The sequence below is a fragment of the Mycoplana sp. ABR4_002 genome (genome assembly GCF_056159645.1).
The window spans coordinates 266,171-283,530 of record NZ_JBSWVO010000002.1; the positions used below are offsets into that span (position 1 = coordinate 266,171).

General features: G+C 65.1%; 19 protein-coding genes. 13 read left to right on the forward strand and 6 right to left on the reverse strand.

Annotated features, from left to right (window positions below; genetic code table 11):
- Nucleotides 1-20 precede the first annotated feature (20 nt).
- Nucleotides 21-599 (forward strand): OsmC family protein, encoded by a 579-nt coding sequence (locus tag ACXAGF_RS21480; protein ID WP_475019576.1) that lies wholly within the window; start codon nucleotides 21-23, stop codon nucleotides 597-599.
- 68 nt (nucleotides 600-667) lie between these two features.
- Here ACXAGF_RS21480 and ACXAGF_RS21485 read toward each other — a convergent pair whose 3' ends face one another.
- The 6 genes from ACXAGF_RS21485 to ACXAGF_RS21510 all read right to left on the reverse strand — a co-directional run bounded on the left by ACXAGF_RS21485 (nucleotide 668) and on the right by ACXAGF_RS21510 (nucleotide 4,493).
- A complete protein-coding gene (locus ACXAGF_RS21485; protein ID WP_475019577.1) occupies nucleotides 668-1,726 on the reverse strand; it encodes an adenylate/guanylate cyclase domain-containing protein in 1,059 nt (352 codons plus the stop codon).
- Complete coding sequence (locus tag ACXAGF_RS21490) at nucleotides 1,723-2,091, reverse strand: group I truncated hemoglobin (protein ID WP_475019578.1); 369 nt, start codon at nucleotides 2,089-2,091, stop codon at nucleotides 1,723-1,725. The genes ACXAGF_RS21485 and ACXAGF_RS21490 overlap by 4 nt, the downstream gene beginning before the upstream one ends.
- A gap of 132 nt (nucleotides 2,092-2,223) precedes the next feature.
- Nucleotides 2,224-2,439, reverse strand: coding sequence for a YgaP family membrane protein (locus tag ACXAGF_RS21495; RefSeq protein ID WP_475019579.1), 216 nt, complete (start codon nucleotides 2,437-2,439; stop codon nucleotides 2,224-2,226).
- A gap of 87 nt (nucleotides 2,440-2,526) precedes the next feature.
- Nucleotides 2,527-3,414 (reverse strand): MBL fold metallo-hydrolase, encoded by an 888-nt coding sequence (locus ACXAGF_RS21500; RefSeq protein ID WP_475019580.1) that lies wholly within the window; start codon nucleotides 3,412-3,414, stop codon nucleotides 2,527-2,529.
- A gap of 30 nt (nucleotides 3,415-3,444) precedes the next feature.
- Nucleotides 3,445-3,861 (reverse strand): ArsR/SmtB family transcription factor, encoded by a 417-nt coding sequence (locus ACXAGF_RS21505; RefSeq protein WP_475019581.1) that lies wholly within the window; start codon nucleotides 3,859-3,861, stop codon nucleotides 3,445-3,447.
- The gene (locus tag ACXAGF_RS21510; protein ID WP_475019582.1) at nucleotides 3,858-4,493 is read right to left on the reverse strand and encodes a peroxiredoxin; all 636 of its coding nucleotides are present in this window, start codon (nucleotides 4,491-4,493) and stop codon (nucleotides 3,858-3,860) included. The genes ACXAGF_RS21505 and ACXAGF_RS21510 overlap by 4 nt, the downstream gene beginning before the upstream one ends.
- A 265-nt stretch (nucleotides 4,494-4,758) precedes the next feature.
- Between ACXAGF_RS21510 and ACXAGF_RS21515 the strand changes: the two genes are divergently transcribed.
- The 12 genes from ACXAGF_RS21515 to ACXAGF_RS21570 all read left to right on the forward strand — a co-directional run bounded on the left by ACXAGF_RS21515 (nucleotide 4,759) and on the right by ACXAGF_RS21570 (nucleotide 17,342).
- Nucleotides 4,759-5,187: a YeeE/YedE family protein gene (locus ACXAGF_RS21515; protein ID WP_475019583.1), complete on the forward strand. Its 429-nt coding sequence runs from the start codon at nucleotides 4,759-4,761 to the stop codon at nucleotides 5,185-5,187.
- Nucleotides 5,187-5,621: a DUF6691 family protein gene (locus tag ACXAGF_RS21520; RefSeq protein WP_475019584.1), complete on the forward strand. Its 435-nt coding sequence runs from the start codon at nucleotides 5,187-5,189 to the stop codon at nucleotides 5,619-5,621. Before ACXAGF_RS21515 ends, ACXAGF_RS21520 begins: the two co-directional genes overlap by 1 nt.
- 159 nt (nucleotides 5,622-5,780) lie before the next feature.
- Nucleotides 5,781-6,569 carry a sulfite exporter TauE/SafE family protein gene (locus ACXAGF_RS21525; protein WP_475019585.1) on the forward strand — a complete coding sequence of 263 codons (789 nt, stop codon included), beginning with the start codon at nucleotides 5,781-5,783 and terminating at the stop codon, nucleotides 6,567-6,569.
- A 226-nt stretch (nucleotides 6,570-6,795) separates the two neighbouring features.
- Nucleotides 6,796-7,815, forward strand: coding sequence for an aldo/keto reductase (locus ACXAGF_RS21530; RefSeq protein ID WP_475019586.1), 1,020 nt, complete (start codon nucleotides 6,796-6,798; stop codon nucleotides 7,813-7,815).
- Nucleotides 7,816-7,837: 22 nt separating this feature from the next.
- Complete coding sequence (fae, locus tag ACXAGF_RS21535; RefSeq protein WP_475019587.1) at nucleotides 7,838-8,344, forward strand: formaldehyde-activating enzyme; 507 nt, start codon at nucleotides 7,838-7,840, stop codon at nucleotides 8,342-8,344.
- Nucleotides 8,345-8,346: 2 nt separating this feature from the next.
- Nucleotides 8,347-9,795 carry an NAD-dependent succinate-semialdehyde dehydrogenase gene (locus ACXAGF_RS21540; RefSeq protein ID WP_475019588.1) on the forward strand — a complete coding sequence of 483 codons (1,449 nt, stop codon included), beginning with the start codon at nucleotides 8,347-8,349 and terminating at the stop codon, nucleotides 9,793-9,795.
- Between the two features lie 35 nt (nucleotides 9,796-9,830).
- Entirely contained in the window at nucleotides 9,831-10,781 is a 951-nt protein-coding gene (locus ACXAGF_RS21545) for a LysR substrate-binding domain-containing protein (RefSeq protein ID WP_475019589.1), read from the forward strand.
- Nucleotides 10,782-10,812: 31 nt separating this feature from the next.
- Nucleotides 10,813-12,441, forward strand: a complete 1,629-nt coding sequence (locus ACXAGF_RS21550; protein ID WP_475019590.1) for an ABC transporter substrate-binding protein — start codon at nucleotides 10,813-10,815, stop codon at nucleotides 12,439-12,441.
- Nucleotides 12,442-12,497: 56 nt separating this feature from the next.
- On the forward strand, nucleotides 12,498-13,457 hold the full coding sequence (locus tag ACXAGF_RS21555; protein WP_475019591.1) for an ABC transporter permease: 960 nt from the start codon (nucleotides 12,498-12,500) through the stop codon (nucleotides 13,455-13,457).
- Between the two features lie 9 nt (nucleotides 13,458-13,466).
- Nucleotides 13,467-14,312 carry an ABC transporter permease gene (locus ACXAGF_RS21560; RefSeq protein ID WP_475019592.1) on the forward strand — a complete coding sequence of 282 codons (846 nt, stop codon included), beginning with the start codon at nucleotides 13,467-13,469 and terminating at the stop codon, nucleotides 14,310-14,312.
- Nucleotides 14,309-15,895, forward strand: a complete 1,587-nt coding sequence (locus tag ACXAGF_RS21565; RefSeq protein WP_475019593.1) for a dipeptide ABC transporter ATP-binding protein — start codon at nucleotides 14,309-14,311, stop codon at nucleotides 15,893-15,895. The genes ACXAGF_RS21560 and ACXAGF_RS21565 overlap by 4 nt, the downstream gene beginning before the upstream one ends.
- 28 nt (nucleotides 15,896-15,923) lie before the next feature.
- Nucleotides 15,924-17,342 carry an aldehyde dehydrogenase family protein gene (locus ACXAGF_RS21570; protein WP_475019594.1) on the forward strand — a complete coding sequence of 473 codons (1,419 nt, stop codon included), beginning with the start codon at nucleotides 15,924-15,926 and terminating at the stop codon, nucleotides 17,340-17,342.
- Nucleotides 17,343-17,360: the final 18 nt, after the last annotated feature.

Sequence of the window (17,360 nt, forward strand, 5' to 3'; positions counted from 1 at the left end):
AACACGATGGAGCGTCTGTCATGAACACGCATTCTTCAATCCACCCTGCCCCGACCTCTCTCAACGGCTTTAACGTCGACGCCGCCATGGCGACGATTGCGGCGCTCAAGGCCGACCGGAGCCTTGCCCGGTTTCAGTTCCGCGCCCGCAACACCTGGATCAGCGGTGGCGAGAACCGCTCCGTGATCCGTGACTTTTTCGGCTGCGGCGAGGAGGACAGGTCGCGCGAGGCGGCCTTTGAGTTCACGAACGGCGAGCCGCCGGTGCTGCTCGGCAACAATGAGGGCGCCAACCCGGTCGAGTTTCTGCTGCATGCGCTTGCCGGCTGCGTGACAACCACCTTTGTCCTGCACGCCATGGCGCGCGGCGTCGCGGTTGCGGAACTGTCGACCGAACTATCCGGCGACCTCGATCTGCAGGGCCTGCTCGGTCTCGATGACAGCGTGGCGCCCGGCTATGAGCGAATCCGCATCCGTATGCACGTCAAGGCCGACTGCTCCGACGAGGCGCTGGATGAGCTGCTTGCCTGCGCCCAGCGCCACTCGCCGGTTTGCAACACCGTCTGCCGGCCCGTTCCGGTCGTGATCGAGCGGGTTTGAAAGTCCGCTACCCGCTCGCGCGGCAAGCTGCCCGGGCGGGTTGCCTTGTCGTGGCGGTCAGGGGGACGTCAGAACTGTCGCGATCTCCGGGTGAGGTCGAGACCGGCCCCCACCCCGATCAGGCTAAGGCGGCCGATCCCGCGAATATCGTGGCTGCCGAGGTCCGATAGCTGGAAGTCATCGAGCAGGTCCTGCTTCATCTCCTCCGGAGCGACGATGCTCATCGGCTCGGCAAAAGCCTGCAGTCGGGCCGCGATGTTCACGGCCGGTCCGAACACGTCATAGACGTATTTCTGGATGCCGACGACCGAGCCGACGGCCGCGCCGGTGCCGATCCCGATGCGCGCCTCCCATTTGTGCTGGTGGCTGAGGTTGCGGCGCTCGAGGTAGCGGATGAAGCGAACGGCACAGTGGGCGACCGGAGCCGCATGGTCGGGGGACGGCACCGGCATGCCGGCGACGGCCATGTAGGCATCACCGATCGTCTTTATGCGTTCGCAGCCGAATTGTTCGGCGATCCGGTCGAAGGCGGTAAAGATGTCGTTCAACTCGCCTAGCGTCACCGTGGGGTCGTGTTCGGCCGAGAACTTGGTGAAGCCGACAAAGTCGAGCATCAGCACGGAGACGTTCTGAAAGAGTTGCGGCGTGACGACGCCGAAGGTCTTGAACTCCTCGTAGACCGATCGGGGCATGAGGTTCAGCAGCAGGCGTTCGACCCGCTCCTTCTCCCGCTCCAGTTCGCGTGTGTTCCGCTCCACCATCGCCGAGTAGCTCTCAATCATTGACTCCAGTTCGCGCAGGCGAGTGATGTTGGCGCATTCGAGCACGTAGAGCCGCCCCGCCTCCGTCTCAGCGGTCGAGACCGACAGATGAATCACCAACGACCGTCGCTTGGGCTTGACCGTGAGCTCGCGCGTGAAGCGGCCGTCCGTCTCCAGTCGTTGTTGCATCTCGGAAAGGTCGAAGCCGGGAAGCACGTCGGCAAGCAACGCCGTGTCCGCCGGCTCCCCGAACCACTCGGCGAAGGACGGATTGTGAAAGAGGATGCGCTGGTCCGACGAGCGCACGATCGCGATTCCGACGCCGATCGTACGGAGCAACTGTTCGTTGATCGCGGCGATGCTCATGACTGCTCCGCCGAAACGATCACCGGGCGGCGGGCCTCGATTTCCGCCGAGACGCGTCTTATGTCCTGCTCCTCGAAATCGAACTCCTGAAGCGTCTCGCGCAGGATCTCCGTCATCGCGTCGAAGTCGGCATGGGTCAGGTTCAGATGGGTGTGGACCTTGCGCAACCTTTCGTCGGAAAAGGCGGCCGGGCCGCCGAGGACCGAGGCGATGAACTTGGTCTGGTGGTCGATCAGCCGCGGCATGTCCACGTTTTCGAAGTGGATGCCGATCTCGTCCGAGTCGAGCACCTTCTCGTAGAAGGCCATGACGACACGGCTGACAGTTCCAAACCCGCCATATTTATCGAACAGTGCCCCAACCATGTCGTGCCCCGCCCTACAATAGGGAAAGACTAGACCATAAGCGCCGTGCGTCCAAGGGCCTTGCCGTCGCGGGGGCGTGGTCCGTCCGGCATGCGCGATACACAATGGCAGTCGCGGGGCGTCGGGCGCCTGCTAGTTTTTGGGCAGGGCGCAGGTCCGGATCCCCAGCAGCCGGTAGGCCGGGCAAAAGCGGAACAGCGCCGTACCCAGCATCACTATGCCGGCGGCAAGGCTCAAGAATCTCCAGGCGCCCCAACCGTCGAACGCCGTCGTCACCAGCGGCAGCGCGACAAGGACGATACCGACGAGGAAGCGCAGGATGCGATCGAGAGAACCGACATTTGCCATTTTGACCTCCGTGGGGTGAGTGTGGTGCTGGATCGAACGGCTTTGGCGAGTGGCAGACACACCTGCACACGGGCCTCATGGGACACGTTAATCGGAACCCTTGCGTGGCTCGAAGTAACCGATCGGGATTTTCAGGTAGGAGCGGCCGTTGGTCTCCTCCGACGGCAGCCGCCCGCCGCGGATATTGACCTGCAGCGCGGCCAGCATCAGCCGAGGCAGGGGCAAGGTCGCATCGCGTGCATCGCGTACCCTGACAAAATCGGCTTCCGTCACGTTCCCGGCGATATGCTTGTTGCTGGCCAGATGCTCGGCGACACTCGCCTCGCACATCGCGTCGCGGCCGTTCGGTGCGTAGTCATGTCCGATGAAGACGCGCGTTTCGGGGGGGAGCTCGAGAATGCGGCGAATGCTTGTATAGAGCGCTCTAGAGTCTCCGCCCGGAAAATCGGCGCGGCTCGTTCCGCTGTCGGGCATCATCAGCGTGTCGTGCACAAACGCTGCGTTGCCGGCGACGTAGGTAATCGAGGCCATGGTGTGGCCGGGCGAGAAATAGACAGTCACGGGAATCTCGCCCACGTGGAAAACTTCGCCGTCCTTGAAAAGTCGGTCCCATTGCGAGCCGTTCGCCGGAACATCGTCGCCCAGGTTGTAGATGCTCTTCCACAGCGCCTGGACCTTCGTGACATGTTCGCCGATCGCCGTGGGGGCGCCAAGTTTCGCCTTGAGGTAGGGCGCGGCGGAAAAGTGGTCGGCATGTGGGTGGGTGTCGAGGATCCAGACGATCTCGATGCCCGTCTGTTGCACGTACTCGAGAATGCGGCCCGCCTGCTCGGTTGTAACGGCGCCGGCACGCGGATCGTAGTCCCAGACCGGATCGACGATCGCGCCCTTCATGGTCTTGGGGTCGTGAAAGACGTACTGCCACGAGCCGGTCGGCTCGTCCCAGAACGACCTCACGATAGGATTGGCGGTCATGAACTTACCTCGCTTACACGTTTTTCCTAACTATCCCGCCCGCAGGACGCGGGCGAATTGGGCTGCATCGCCTGCCGATGTTGAGGGCGGTCGTTCCGGGGCGGCCGTTGCGCTCGCGCCCGCGAGGGCGTCCGCCGGCCCGCAGAAAAGCTGGAACAGAAGGGCCGTCACCGCTTCGGCTCGGCCGTCGGCGATCGAATAGTAGATCTGACGGGAGACTCGCCGCGTCTTGACCAGGCCGGCCTGGCGCAGTTCGGCGAGCTGCTGGGACAGCGCCGGCTGCTTGATGCCGAGCGCCTCCTGGATGTCGCTGACGGAGGATTCCTGCTGGGCGATCTGGCACAGCAGCATCAGCCGGTTGGCATTGCTGAACAGGCGCATGAACTCCGCCGCTTCCGGAGCCTTGGCGGTCAGGGTCTCGAGGGAAACGCGCGGCTTGCCGATCATGGGCGCCGTTCCCGAAAGTACCAGCTCTCGCCCTGCCGAAGACCGCCCTCGTCAAGGTCGGCGACCGGTGCCGGCTCCACCAGCGGATCGCCCGGCCGCCAGCCCTCTGGAGTTGACGCCTGCTCCCGTTCCGCAGCCTGGAGCGCTGCGACGAGCCGCAGCAGCTCGTCCACCGAGCGGCCCACATTCATTGGATACCAGACGATGGCGCGAATGATGCCGTCTGGGTCGATCACATAGGTCCCCCGCACCGTTGCGCTGCTCTCCGAGGCGTTGTCGATCATGCCATAGGCGCGCGCAATGGCCATGGAGGGGTCTTCGACCAACGGGAAGGTCACCTTCACGCCGAAGCGTGCGTGAATGTCGCGCAGCCAGGCGATGTGGGAGTAGAGGCTGTCCACCGAAAGGCCAAGCAATGCACAGCCTATCCGCTCGAAGTCCGGGGCCGCTCTTGCGAGGGCGATGAACTCGCTGGTGCAAACAGGCGTGAAGTCGGCGGGATGCGAAAAGAAAACGAGCCAGCGGCCCTGAAAGGCGGCCAGCCTCAAAGGTCCGGCGGTCGACCGAGCGGCAAAGTCCGGGGCCGGATCGTTGAGGCGTGGCGTAGGAGGCGTGGGCGCTTCGGTCGTCATCGATTGTCCTGGTCGGGTCGGGTGGCCGTTCTCTGATGCAGGGCGTGCGTTCGCATGAATGGAAAATACAATATTGTATATTTACTGTAAATATGTATTTATAAGATTGCCCAGGGCGCCTTGTCGGTCAGCTTCGTGTTAGATCGATCGCGTCAGGTCGATCGTGGCAGGAAATCGAGCCGAGCCGCCTCGTGCGCCGGCCGAACGCCTGCCGGCGGGCGAGCGCTGGGAATGGCAATCAGGTTTCAGTGGGGTTGTGATCTTAATGAGCGAACTCAACATTCTTTGGCCGCTGGGCGGCGGCCTGCTCATCGGTCTTGCGGCAGGATTGTACCTGCTGACCACGGGGCGCATAGCCGGTATATCCGGCCTCACCGCTGGGGCGGCGGGTTTGTCGGATTCGGGCTTCAGCAGGCTTGGGCTCGGCTTTCTGGCCGGCATCCTCGGCGGTGCTGCGCTGGCTAGCGCGTTCGTCCGCCAGCCCGATGTCCTCGTCACGTCCTCGGCCCCGCTGCTCGTCACTGCTGGCCTGCTGGTCGGCTTCGGCACGCGCCTGGGCTCCGGCTGCACCAGCGGGCACGGGGTCTGCGGGCTTGCCCGTCTGTCGCCGCGCTCGATCGTCGCCACGCTGGTGTTCATGGCGGTGGCCGCGGTCACGGTTCTCCTCATGCGTCTTGTTTCCGGAGCGATGTGATGCTTGCCAGAATCCTTGCCGCTGTTGCCAGCGGCCTTCTCTTCGGCGCCGGGTTGGTGGTCTCGGACATGATCAATCCCGCTCGCGTGCGCGCCTTTCTCGACGTTGCCGGCAACTGGGACCCGTCGCTGGCGTTCGTGATGGGCGGTGCGCTGATCCCGTCGGCGATCGCCTATCTGCTGCGCCGCCGCCTGCAGGCGCCACTCTTTGATAACCGCTTCCATGTCCCGGCCGGCACGCAACCAGACGCACGGCTGGTCGGCGGCGCGGTGCTGTTCGGGCTCGGATGGGGCCTCGTCGGCTTTTGTCCCGGTCCGGCGATCGCAGCACTCACCACGGGTCGCTGGCAGGCGGGACTTTTCGTGGCCGCCATGCTTATGGGCATGATCATCTACCGTTTGACGCTGGGCCGTCACGCCCTGGCGGCACGATGACGCGGGGACGGTTCGTGGGCATCCGTAGGCGCATCAACCGGCCGTTCGTGCCATTACGGAATGCGGTCAGGGCGATGCCTGTGATCGCAGCGCCGGGCATGGCCTTGCTTCGCGTCAGTGCCGCGCGGATTGCATGAGCCGGCGAAAGGCAGTCTCGACATGTATCTGGAACCCCTGCAATACGGTCTCGGTGCGCTCTCCGGCGGGGTGGTCGGTCTCGCGCTCGGCCTGTTCGGTGGCGGCGGCTCGATCCTCGCCGTGCCGCTGATGGTCTATGTGGTCGGGGTGCCAAGCCCGCATCTGGCGATCGGCACCAGCGCCTTCGCGGTTGCCGTCAACGCCGGCGCCAACCTCCTCGGCCACGCGCGCTTCGGCCATGTCAAATGGCGTTGCGCGGGCGTCTTCAGCGGGGCCGGCGTTGTCGGTGCGCTGATCGGCTCGTCGCTCGGCAAGATCGTGGACGGTCAACACCTGTTGATCCTCTTTGCCTTGCTCATGGTTCTGGTGGGTGGGCTGATGTTCAAGAACAGGGGCGCAGAGGGCGATCCGGGGGCGCAATGCTCTCGTGAAAATGCGCCCAAAATCGTCCTGTTCGGCGGCCTCACCGGTATCGTCTCCGGCTTTTTCGGGATCGGCGGCGGGTTCCTGATCGTGCCGGGCCTGGTCGCCTCCACGGGCATGCCGATCCTGTTTGCCATCGGCTCCTCGCTGGTCGCCGTTGCCGCCTTCGGGCTGACGACGGCACTGAACTATGCCGTCTCCGGGCTCGTCGACTGGGCGCTTGCCGCCGTGTTCATCAGCGGCGGCGTCGCCGGCGGCCTTGCCGGCGCGGTCGCGGTGCGAAGGCTTGCGGCGCGCAAGGGCATTTTGAACACCTGTTTCGCCCTCCTCATCTTCGTGGTCGCCGGCTACATGCTCTACAAGGGCTATCTCCAGATCGCCGCCTGAGGCGCAACCGGCGCGGGCCGTGTTCGCGCCGGCGGGGCGCGGCGCCCCTCCCCCCTCCCCTTTCCTGGCACAGCACGGGTCGATGGCGCGGCACCTCTGCGGCGGTGGCGCGGCTTGCGAGCAGCCATCGAATTTCGAGATGGCAGCATCGAATAAGTCTATTTGTCACAACCAGCCGGTAACGACATAGTCCGCGCCAGGGAGAAACATTTCGTAGGACATCGCTGTGGAACACGTTCGCTTTGGCCGTACCGGTCTGAAGACCTCGTCGCTTTGCCTGGGCACGATGGGCATTGGCTCTTCCAAGTGGAAGGGCTGGGTTCTCGACGAGGATCGCTCGGTGCCGATCCTGAAGAAGGCGCTCGATGCCGGCATCAATTTTTTCGATATGGCTGACTGGTACTCGACCGGGCTCAACGAGCGGGTCGTCGGACGCACGTTGCTTTCGCTGACGGAGCGTGAAAAGCTGGTGCTGGCCACCAAGGCGTTCTACCCGATGAGCGAGGATCCGAACGACAAGGGCCTTTCTCGCAAGCATCTGATGAAGTCGATCGACCGATCGCTCGCGCAGATCGGCACCGACTATGTCGACCTGTACATCATCCACGCCTTCGATCCGGAGACGCCGATCGAGGAGACGATGTGCGCGCTCAACGACATCGTCAGGTCGGGCAAGGCCCGCTATATCGGCGCCTCGACCATGTATTCCTGGCAGTTCGCCAAGATGAACCATGTCGCCGACAAAAACGGCTGGGCGCGGTTCGTCAACATGCAGTGCCAATATTCGCTGCTCTACCGCGAGGAAGAGCGCGAAATGATGCCCTACTGCAAGGACGAGGGCATCGCCGTCACCACCTTCTCGCCGCTGGCGCGTGGGTATCTCGCCGGCGGCGGCACGGCGCCGCGTATCGCCCACGACCTCTTCCTCGAGTGGTTCGGCGACGAGATCGATCAGGAGATCGCCCGCCGCGTCAATGAACTGGCGCGCAAGTACGAAAAGGCGCCGAGCCAGATTGCCCAGGCCTGGGTGTTCGGCTCCGGCAACAGCACGGTGCCGCTCATCGGTGCGGAAAGCGCAGAGCAGGTCGAGGCCGCGCTCGAGGCGGCAACCATCGAGCTCTCCGCCGGCGACCGCGCCTACCTCGAGGAGCCCTACCGGCCGCGCGACATGATCAACGACTACAACGACGTGCGCCGGCCGCGCGCACTGTCCGCGCCGGTCGTTGCCCCCGTCGCAGCCGCCTGACCTTTCAAATTGGAGCAAGCCTGTGCTTTACATCGGTGAAGGATTCGAGGGCTCCGGCCCGAACGCCGCCCACATCAACCTCTATCTCGGTCCGAAGGACGGGCCGATCGCCGGTGCCCTGGCGACGGCGGCGGCGAGTCCCGGTCCGGGCCACCTGCCCTTCCAGGCCATCCTCAAGCCCAATCTGCCGGCCAAGCCGGTAACGCTCTTCATTGCCAAAGCGGTGCTGCAGCCGGGCAATCATGAGACGATGACCTGGGGACCGGCCCAGGCCGGCGTTGCCGCCGGGATCACCGCTGCGTTGCTCGACGGCACGCTGCCGGCCGAAGCCGAGGACGACTGGCTGGCGATCGCGGCGGTCTGGGTCAACCCGGCGGCGGACGACGCCGAAACGGTCTATACCCACAACCGCACGGCGACGCACATGGCGGCGAAGCGCGCCCTGATGCGCAATTGGCCGTCGCGCGAAGAGCTTGCCGAAGGCATCAGGACGGTCGGCAATCCATTCTTCACGCCGAAGGTCGCCTGAACATGGAACTTGTCGAGCAACTGGCCATGATCGGCGGCGTGTGGCAACACGCGATCGAAAAGCGGCAGTTCGCCGTGCTGAACCCCGCGGACGGCAGCGAGATCGCCCGCGTCGCCGATTGCGGGCGCGTGGAGGCGCAGCAGGCGCTGGATGCGGCCGAGACCGCGTTCCGTAGCTGGCGCCAGACCACGGCCTCCGAGCGTTCCGAAGTGCTGCGCCGCTGGGCGGCGCTGATGCTCGCCCGTCAGGAGGAACTGGCGCGGCTGCTCACTGCCGAGCAGGGCAAGCCGCTGGCGGAGGCCCGGGGCGAGGTCGCCTATGCCGCCGGCTTCCTCACCTGGTTCGCGGAAGAGGGCCGCCGCGCGCATGGTGGCGTCGTGCCCTCGCACCGGCGCGATGCCCGCATCGTGGTGATGAAGGAACCGGTCGGCGTGGTCGCGGCGGTCACGCCCTGGAATTTTCCGCTGGCGATGATCACCCGCAAGATCGGGCCCGCGCTGGCCGCCGGCTGCACCATCGTCGTCAAGCCGGCCGAGGATACGCCGTTGTCGGCTTTGGCGCTCGCCCGTCTTGGGGAAGAGGCCGGCGTCCCGGCCGGCGTTGTCAGCGTGGTGCCGACAAAAAATCCGGCAGACGTCGTGGGCGTGTGGATGGAGAGCCCGGCGGTGCGGAAGTTCTCCTTCACCGGGTCGACCGCCACCGGCAAACTGTTGATGAAGCAGTGCGCAGACACGGTAAAGCGCGTGAGCCTCGAACTCGGCGGCAATGCGCCGCTGATCGTGTTCGACGACGCCGACATCGAACTGGCGGTGCGCGGCACCATCGCCTCCAAGTTCCGCAACACCGGCCAGACCTGCGTCTGTGCCAATCGCATCCTCGTCGAGGACGGCATATATGACAGATATGCGGCGGCCCTGAGCGCTGCGGTCGCATCGATGAAGGTGGCGCCCGGCACGGAAGAGGGTGCCGCCCAGGGGCCCCTGATCAATGCGCCCGCGCTTGGCAAGGTCGAACGCCATGTCGCCGACGCGGTCGAAAAGGGCGCCACCGTCCTCACCGGCGGCAAGCGTCACGAACGGGGCGAACTGTTCTATGCGCCGACCGTGCTGGCCGGTGTCACGCCGGCAATGGTCCTGGCGCAGGAGGAGACGTTCGGACCGGTGGCAGGGCTGTTCCGCTTCAGGGGCGAGGAGGAGGCGATCGCGCTTGCGAACGCAACCGAGACCGGCCTCTCGGCCTATTTCTTCACGCGTGACCTCGGCCGCGCCTGGCGTGTCGCCGCTGCGCTCGAGGCCGGCATGATCGGCATCAACGAGGGGGTGATCTCCACGGAGGTCGCGCCATTCGGCGGCATTAAGCAATCGGGCGTCGGGCGCGAAGGCGCAAGCGAAGGGCTGGACGAGTATCTGGAGAGCAAATACGTGCTGTTCGGGGGGCTTTCCGCAGGATGATGGAGCGCTCCGGCTCGAACAGAAAGGATCCCTTCATGGATCGCCGACGGCTTCCGCTCAATGCGTTGCGCGCCTTCGAGGCTGTTGCCCACTACAACAGCTTCACGGCCGCCGCCGCGGCACTCAACATTTCGCAGAGTGCATTGTCGCGCCACGTCATCAGCCTTGAAGAGAGCATCGGCTGCAAGCTGTTCGAGCGCGGTCACAAGGCCATCACACTGACGGACAAGGGGCGTGCGCTGCTTGCCGGCGTCGCCAAGGGATTCGACCGGATCGACCAGGCGCTGCAAGATATCAGCGGCGCCGACGGGCAACGCCAGCGCAAGCTGCGCATCAACCTGCCGCCGAGCTTCGCCATGAAGCTGACGGTGCCGCTCTTGACCGATTTCCGACGCAGCTTTCCCGACGTGCTGCTTGAGGTGTCGACGCCCTATGGCGGACCGAACAGCGAGTTCGACGTCGCCGTCGTCTATACGCGTCCGACCGTCGACGAATGGATCACCGACCTTTTGTGGGAGGAGCGCCCGACGATCCTGTGCCATCCGGAACTGGCGCGCGGGACGCCGCCGGACATTGCAACGTTCATAGCAGCCAATGAACTTGTCCACGTCAAGATCGTCGAGGTGGAGCCTTATCACACCTGGCAGCGCTTCGTGCTGCAGAACGGCATTTCCGGCGTTTCGGTGGCTCGCGGGGTTACCTTCGACAGCGCCAGCCTTGCAGTCCAGTACGTGCTCTCGGGACAGGGTCTGGCCCTTGTCGACCCGGTGCTGTTCCGTGACGAACTCGAGAGCGGCCGCGTCGTGGCGCCCTTCGAGGCCAATCACTACGAGGGCTTCGGCTACTACCTGAAAATCGATGCCGAAGGATTGGCGGATCCGCTGATGGCGGGATTCCGCTCCTGGCTGATCAGCCGCTTCAGAAGTCACAGCCAGGGCGAGGGCGGGCCGGTCTTGCGCGTCGTTTCGACGACGGACGGCGCCTGAAGGAAGAAAATCGTTCAAGGAGGAGGAAACGATGACGGAACTGAAATCCAATAGCGGACGACCACTGCATTCGGCGGTCTCCGAGCTGTGCGACAGGGTGCAGGCGGGCGCGATCGACCGTCGCGGCTTCCTGCGTGCCGCAGCCTGGCTCGGCGTTTCGGCGGCATCCGCCAGCGCCTTCGTCGGCATGGGCGGGGAGGCGCGTGCTCAGTCGGAAGTTCCGGTCGATGGCGGTACTCTGCGCTTCGGCTGCCAGATCCAGGAGCTGACCGATCCGATGCTAACGAGCTGGATCGAGGCTTCGAACCTTTATCGCAACAGCCTCGAGTTCCTCACCTATGTCGATGCCGACAACATCACCCATCCCTACCTCGCCAAGAGCTGGACGCCGTCAGAAGACCTGAAGGTCTGGGATTTCGAGCTCGACGAGCGCGCGACGTGGTCGAACGGTGATCCCTTCACCCCCGAGGACGTCATTTTCAACATCGAGCGCTGGATCGCACCGGAATCGCAATCGTCCAACAAGACTGCCTTCTCTGCCATCGAGAAGGTGGAAAAGACCGGCGATCACAGCATTCGCATCACGCTGTCGCGCGGCGTCTCCTCGCTGCCGGAGCAGCTCTATTCCTACACCTGCCCGATCGTGCACCGCAATTTCGTCAAGGACGGCGGAAACTGGCCGGCCAATCCGATCGGCACCGGGCCGTTCAAGCTCGTCAGCCACGAGGTCGGACGGCAGGCGATCTTCGCCAAGCGCCCGGACTACTGGGGCACGCCTGCCCATCTCGATGAGATCCACTACATCGACATGGGTACCGACGTGACCACCCACCTTGCCGCACTCGCGAGCGGGCAGATCGACGTCATCTATCGGGCCAGCATCGCCGAATACGATCTGATGAACTCGCTGCCCAGCATCCAGATCCTGAAGGCCAATCCGGCGCACACGCTGGTCATGCGGATGCAGGTCGATGCCAAGCCTTTCGACGACGTCCGCGTCCGCAAGGCGGTGCAGCTTGCGGCCGACAACAAGCAGATGCTCGACGTTGCCTATCGCGGCGAGGGCGTCGTCGGTGGGAATTTTCACGTTTCGCCGAACCAGCCGGACTACTATCCGCTGGAGCCGGTTGCGCGCGACGTCGAGAAGGCCAGGGCACTTCTGGCCGAGGCCGGGCACGAGGACGGCATCGACATCGAACTGACGCTCGGCAACACCCAGGGCAAATGGGAGCAGGACACCGCGCAGGTGCTCCAGCAGAATCTCGCCGAGGCGGGCATCCGCCTGAAGCTCAATGTCCTGCCCGCCTCGCAATACTGGCCCGTCTGGGACAAGGTGCCGTTCGGCCTGACCTACTGGGCACACAGGCCGCTGGGCGCGATGACGCTCGACCTCGCCTATCGCTCGGGCGGCGCCTGGAACGAAAGCCACTTCGCCAGCCCCGCGTTCGATGCCGCGCTCGACAAGGCTATGGCGCTGGTCGACCCGGCCGAGCGCAAGGAGGCGATGCGCGAGGTCGAGCAGATCCTGCAGGACAACGCGATCATGGTGCAGGCCTACTGGCCGAGCCGCTTCAGCGCCGCGGCAAAGAATGTCCGGAACTTCCAGCTGCATCCGGCGGACTATTTCCGCATGGATGGCGTCTGGCTCGCCAAGGCCTGATCATCGGAGCGGGCCGCGTTCGCGCGGCCCCAATCCCGCCGGCGAGGAGACTGCCCGTGACCCTTTTCCTGTTTATCGTGCGCAAGCTCGGCGGCGCCATGGCCGCCATGCTGACCGTGTCGTTCCTTGTTTATCTCGCGCTCGAGATCAATGTCGGCGACGTCGCCGTCAAGGTGCTCGGTCAGTTCTCGACCGAGGAGCAGCGCGCCGCCTGGCTGACGGCGAATGGCTACGACGATCCCTTTTTCATCCGTTACGGCCGCTGGCTCTGGGCGTTCGTCACCGGGAATTGGGGCGAGTCGAGCTATTACCGCGCGCCCGTCATCGACCTGATCCCTGATCGGCTGGCCGCGTCCGGATTGCTTGCGGGCGGCGCCCTGCTGGTCATGGTTCCCGTCGGCCTGCTCGCCGGCGTGCTTGCCGGCATGCGACCGGGGTCCCTGATCGACCGCGGCGTGTCGCTGCTGTCGATCGTCACCACATCGATTCCGGATTTCGCCTCGGCGGTGTTCCTGTCGGCGGTTTTCGTCTTCTGGCTCAACTGGCTTCCCGGCGCGAGCACCATGCTGACGGGCTTCTCGCTGAGCGAGATCGTCCTGCCGGTGCTCGTTCTCGCCCTCTATTCGACTGGCTATCTCGCCCGCGTCACCCGCGCCTCGATGGTCGAGGTGATGGGCACCCACTACGTGCGCACGGCCCGTCTGAAGGGCGCGAGCCTGGCGCGCATCGTCTGGCGTCATGCGTTGCGCAACGCGCTGATCACCCCGGTGACGGTGATCATGCTGCAACTGCCATGGCTGCTTTCCGGCGTCATCGTGGTCGAAGTGTTCTACGCCTACAAGGGGTTCGGCACGCTGCTCTACGACGCCGCGCTCAACAGCGACATCCGGCTCGTCGAAGCCTGCGCCATGGTGAGCGTTCTCGTCGTGGTCGCCACCCAGATCCTGTCCGACATCGCCTATGGCTGGCTCAATCCTCGCGTCTCGCTGCTCGATGCGGCGACGGGCGGCAAATAGGAGATCGCGATGCGCAAGTTTCTTTTGCCCTACCTTTCCAGCCCGATTACCGTCATCGGCGGTCTGCTGAGCACCGGCTGGCTGCTGATCGCGGTGCTGGCGCCAGTGCTTGCTCCCTATGACCCGATCAAGACTCTGGTGCCACTGGCCCAGCCGGGCACGGCGAACCCAGCCGGCGGCATGTTCTGGCTCGGCACCGACATGCTGGGGCGGGATATCCTGTCGCGTCTGATCTATGGCGCCCGTACGGTCGTCGTCTTCGCAACGCTCGCGACCCTCACGGCCTATGCGGTCGGCGTCACGCTCGGCCTGATCGCCGGCTACTGGCGCGGTCGCCTCGACGCGATCCTGTCCTATTTCGCCAATGTCGTACTCTCCTTTCCCGTGCTGGTGCTCTACATCGTCATCATCGTGGTGATCGGATCCTCGCCGTTCAACATCATCCTCGCGGTCAGCTTCGGCAGCGCCCCAGCCATCTTCCGTATCGTCCGCGGCATCACCATCGACGTCGCCAGCCGCGACTATGTGGCGGCGGCGATCACCCAGGGCGAAAGCGTCTGGCGCATCATGCTCTTCGACATCCTGCCCAACGCCAGCGGCCCTCTCGCCGTCGATTTCTGCCTGCGGCTCGGCTACACCGCCATCACCATCGGCACGCTCGGCTTCCTCGGCCTCGGCCTGCCGCCGCCGACGCCCGACTGGGGGACAATGGTCAACGAAGGCCGAGGCATGGCCATCGCCTTCCCGCATCTCGTCATCTTCCCCTGCCTCGCCATTTCCTCGCTGATGCTCGGCCTCAGCCTGCTGGCCGACGGACTGAGAGAGGTTTCCGACGCACAAGGACGGCGCGCATGATGACCGAACAAGAGCAAGCCATTCTCACCGTGGACAACCTCCGCGTGACGTTGCCGAAGGGCGCAGACCGTCCCTTCGCGGTCAAGGATGCCAGCTTCACCTTGCGACCGGGGGAAATTCTCTGTGTCGTCGGCGAATCCGGTTCCGGCAAGTCGGTGCTGTCCAGTGCACTGATGGGGGCCGTGCCCGAGGGGCTCAAGATCGCCGGCGGACGCGTGCAACTCGGCGCCACCGATCTCGTCGGCCTGTCGGAGAGGGCATTCCGCGTCATTCGCGGCCGCGACATCGCAATGATCTTCCAGGAACCCATGGCGTCGCTCAATCCGGCCATGACCGTTGCGGCGCAGATCGAGGAGGTCTTCCTGCTGCATTCGAAGATGGACGCGGCGGAACGCGCCAAGCGAGCCCGCGCCCTCGCCGAGGCGATGCGGCTGCCCGATCCCGACCGGATCCTCAAGTCCTATCCGCATCAGCTGTCCGGCGGCCAATGCCAGCGCGTCGTCATCGCCATGGCGCTCGCTATGAACCCGCGGGTGCTGATCGCCGACGAGCCGACCACGGCGCTCGACGTGACAACCCAGGCGCAGGTACTCAAGCTGATCCGCGAACTGCGCGACGTGCATGGACACGGCATCGTCTTCATCACCCACGATTTCGGTGTCGTCGCCGATATCGCCGACCGGGTCGCGGTGATGAAGCACGGAGAGATCGTTGAGATCGGCGAGGCCAAGCAGGTGCTGACCGACCCGCGTCATCCCTACACCCGGGCACTGATTGCGGCCGTGCCGAGCCTCGTTCCGCACGGCCGCTCTGCCGGCCCCGACGCCGAACCGGTGCTTGCCGTGCGTGGCCTGCATCACTCCTATGGTGCGCTGGCGGTGCTGAAGGACATAAATCTCAGCCTCGCGCCCGGCCGTGTCGTGTCGATTGTCGGCGAATCGGGCTGCGGGAAGTCGACGCTTGCCAAGGCGATGATCCGGCTGATCGAGGCCAAGGGCGGGCGCGTGGAGGTAGCCGGCACCGACCTCCTGGCGCTGCCGGAAAGCAAGCTCAGGAAATACCGCCGCACCATCCAGATGATCTTCCAGGATCCGTTCGGTTCGCTCAACCCGCGCCGTCGCGTCGGACCGATGATTGCACGGGCGGCGCGGCTGGCCGGGGCCAGTTCGCTCGAGGCCCGGCGCCGCGCCGAGGAACTGCTGGATCTCGTCGGCCTGCAGAAGAGCGCCTACTGGCGCCGGCCGGGCGCATTTTCCGGCGGCCAGCGCCAGCGCATCGGCATCGCCCGGGCGCTCGCGATGCAGCCGGACGTCCTGATCGCCGACGAAAGCGTCTCGGCGCTCGACGTCTCCGTCCAGGCGCAGGTGCTCGACCTCCTGCGCAACCTGCAGCAACGCCTCAAGCTCGCCATCGTCTTCATCACCCATGACCTGCGCGTGGCGGCCCAGATCAGCGACGAGATCGTGGTGATGCAGAAGGGCGAGGTCGTGGAGCGCGGCAGCGCGGCAAAGGTGCTCAGCGAACCGAGCCACCCCTATACCAGGACCCTGCTCGATGCGGCCCCCGGCCGCAGCGCCTTCTGACATGCGGCCGAAACATGAGGGAATTGCCTTGACCGACTATCGCAATTTTGTCGCCGGCGTATTCCGGCCGGGGTCGGAACTGGTTGCGGTGCATAACCCCGCCAACGGCGAGACCGTCGCCCGCGTGCCTGCCGGCTGTGCTTCGGACGTCGTTGCCGCCGTCGAGAGCTCCGCCAGGGCGCAGAAGGCATGGCGGACGCTGCCGGCGATTGCTAGGGGGGAAGCGCTTCGCCGTTTCGCGACCGCGATCGAGGCCCGCGCCAGCAGAATCGGCGCGGCGCTCGCCCTGGAATCTGGCAAGAGCCTCGGGGATGCGACGGCGGAGGCGATCTACGGAGCGGAACTGATGCGTTATCACGCCGAGTGGGCGCGGCGCATCGACGGCGAGGTGATCCAGAGCGACAGCCCGGACGAAACCCTGCTTCTCAAACGGGAACCGATCGGCGTCGTCGCCTGCCTGATCCCCTTCAACTTTCCGGTCTACACGCTGGTGCGCAAGATCGCGCCCGCATTAATCGCCGGAAACGCCGTCGTCGTCAGGCCGAGCAACTCGACCCCGACCTCTGCCTTCGAGATCGCAGCGGCCGCCATGGAGGCCGAGTTGCCGGCGGGCCTCGTCAACATCCTGACCATGTCGCACGACGTCGCCGCAACGCTTTGTACCCATCCGTCGGTCGGCATGATCACGCTGACCGGTAGCCTGCAGGCGGGGCGCACGGTTCTCGAATACTGCAAGGCCAATATCGCCAAGCCGTCGCTCGAACTCGGTGGCAAGACGCCGGTGATCGTCGAGCCCGACGCCGACCTTGACGCGGTCGTGGCCGGCCTCGTGGCGGCCAAGACCAACCATTGCGGCCAGGTCTGCACGGCGCCTGAGCGGGTCTATGCGCACCGCTCGATTCACGATGCGTTGCTCGGCCGGCTCCGGGCCGGCTTCGCGGCAAGGGCGTTCGGCGATCGCGCCGTCGACCAGACACGCATGGGGCCGCTCGCCACGAAGTCGGCCCAGGCCAGCGTCCACGCGATGGTCACCCGGGCGGTCGAACAGGGCGCCCGGATCGAGGCCGGCGGCGTGCTGCCCGACGGCAAGGGAAATTTCTATCCGGCGACCCTGCTCTCCAACTGCCGGCAGGACATGGAAGTCGTCGCCGAAGAGGTGTTCGGCCCCGTGCTCGCCGTGCTCACCTATGACAGCGCGGACGAGGCCCTGGCGCTTGCCAACGACCATCAGTTCGGGCTGAGCTCGGTGCTCTTCACCAACGACTACGGCACCGTGATGCGCTTTGCCGACGCCATCGAGGCGGGCGAGCTCTACGTCAACCGCTTTCCTGCGGACCCTTATCAGGGCTTCCACGCCGGCTGGAAGCGGTCAGGACTCGGGGGCGACGACGGCAAGCACGGCATGCTCGAATTCACGCAGACCCGCCTGGTCGTGCTCAAGCACTGACGCTCGCAGAAGGACTTT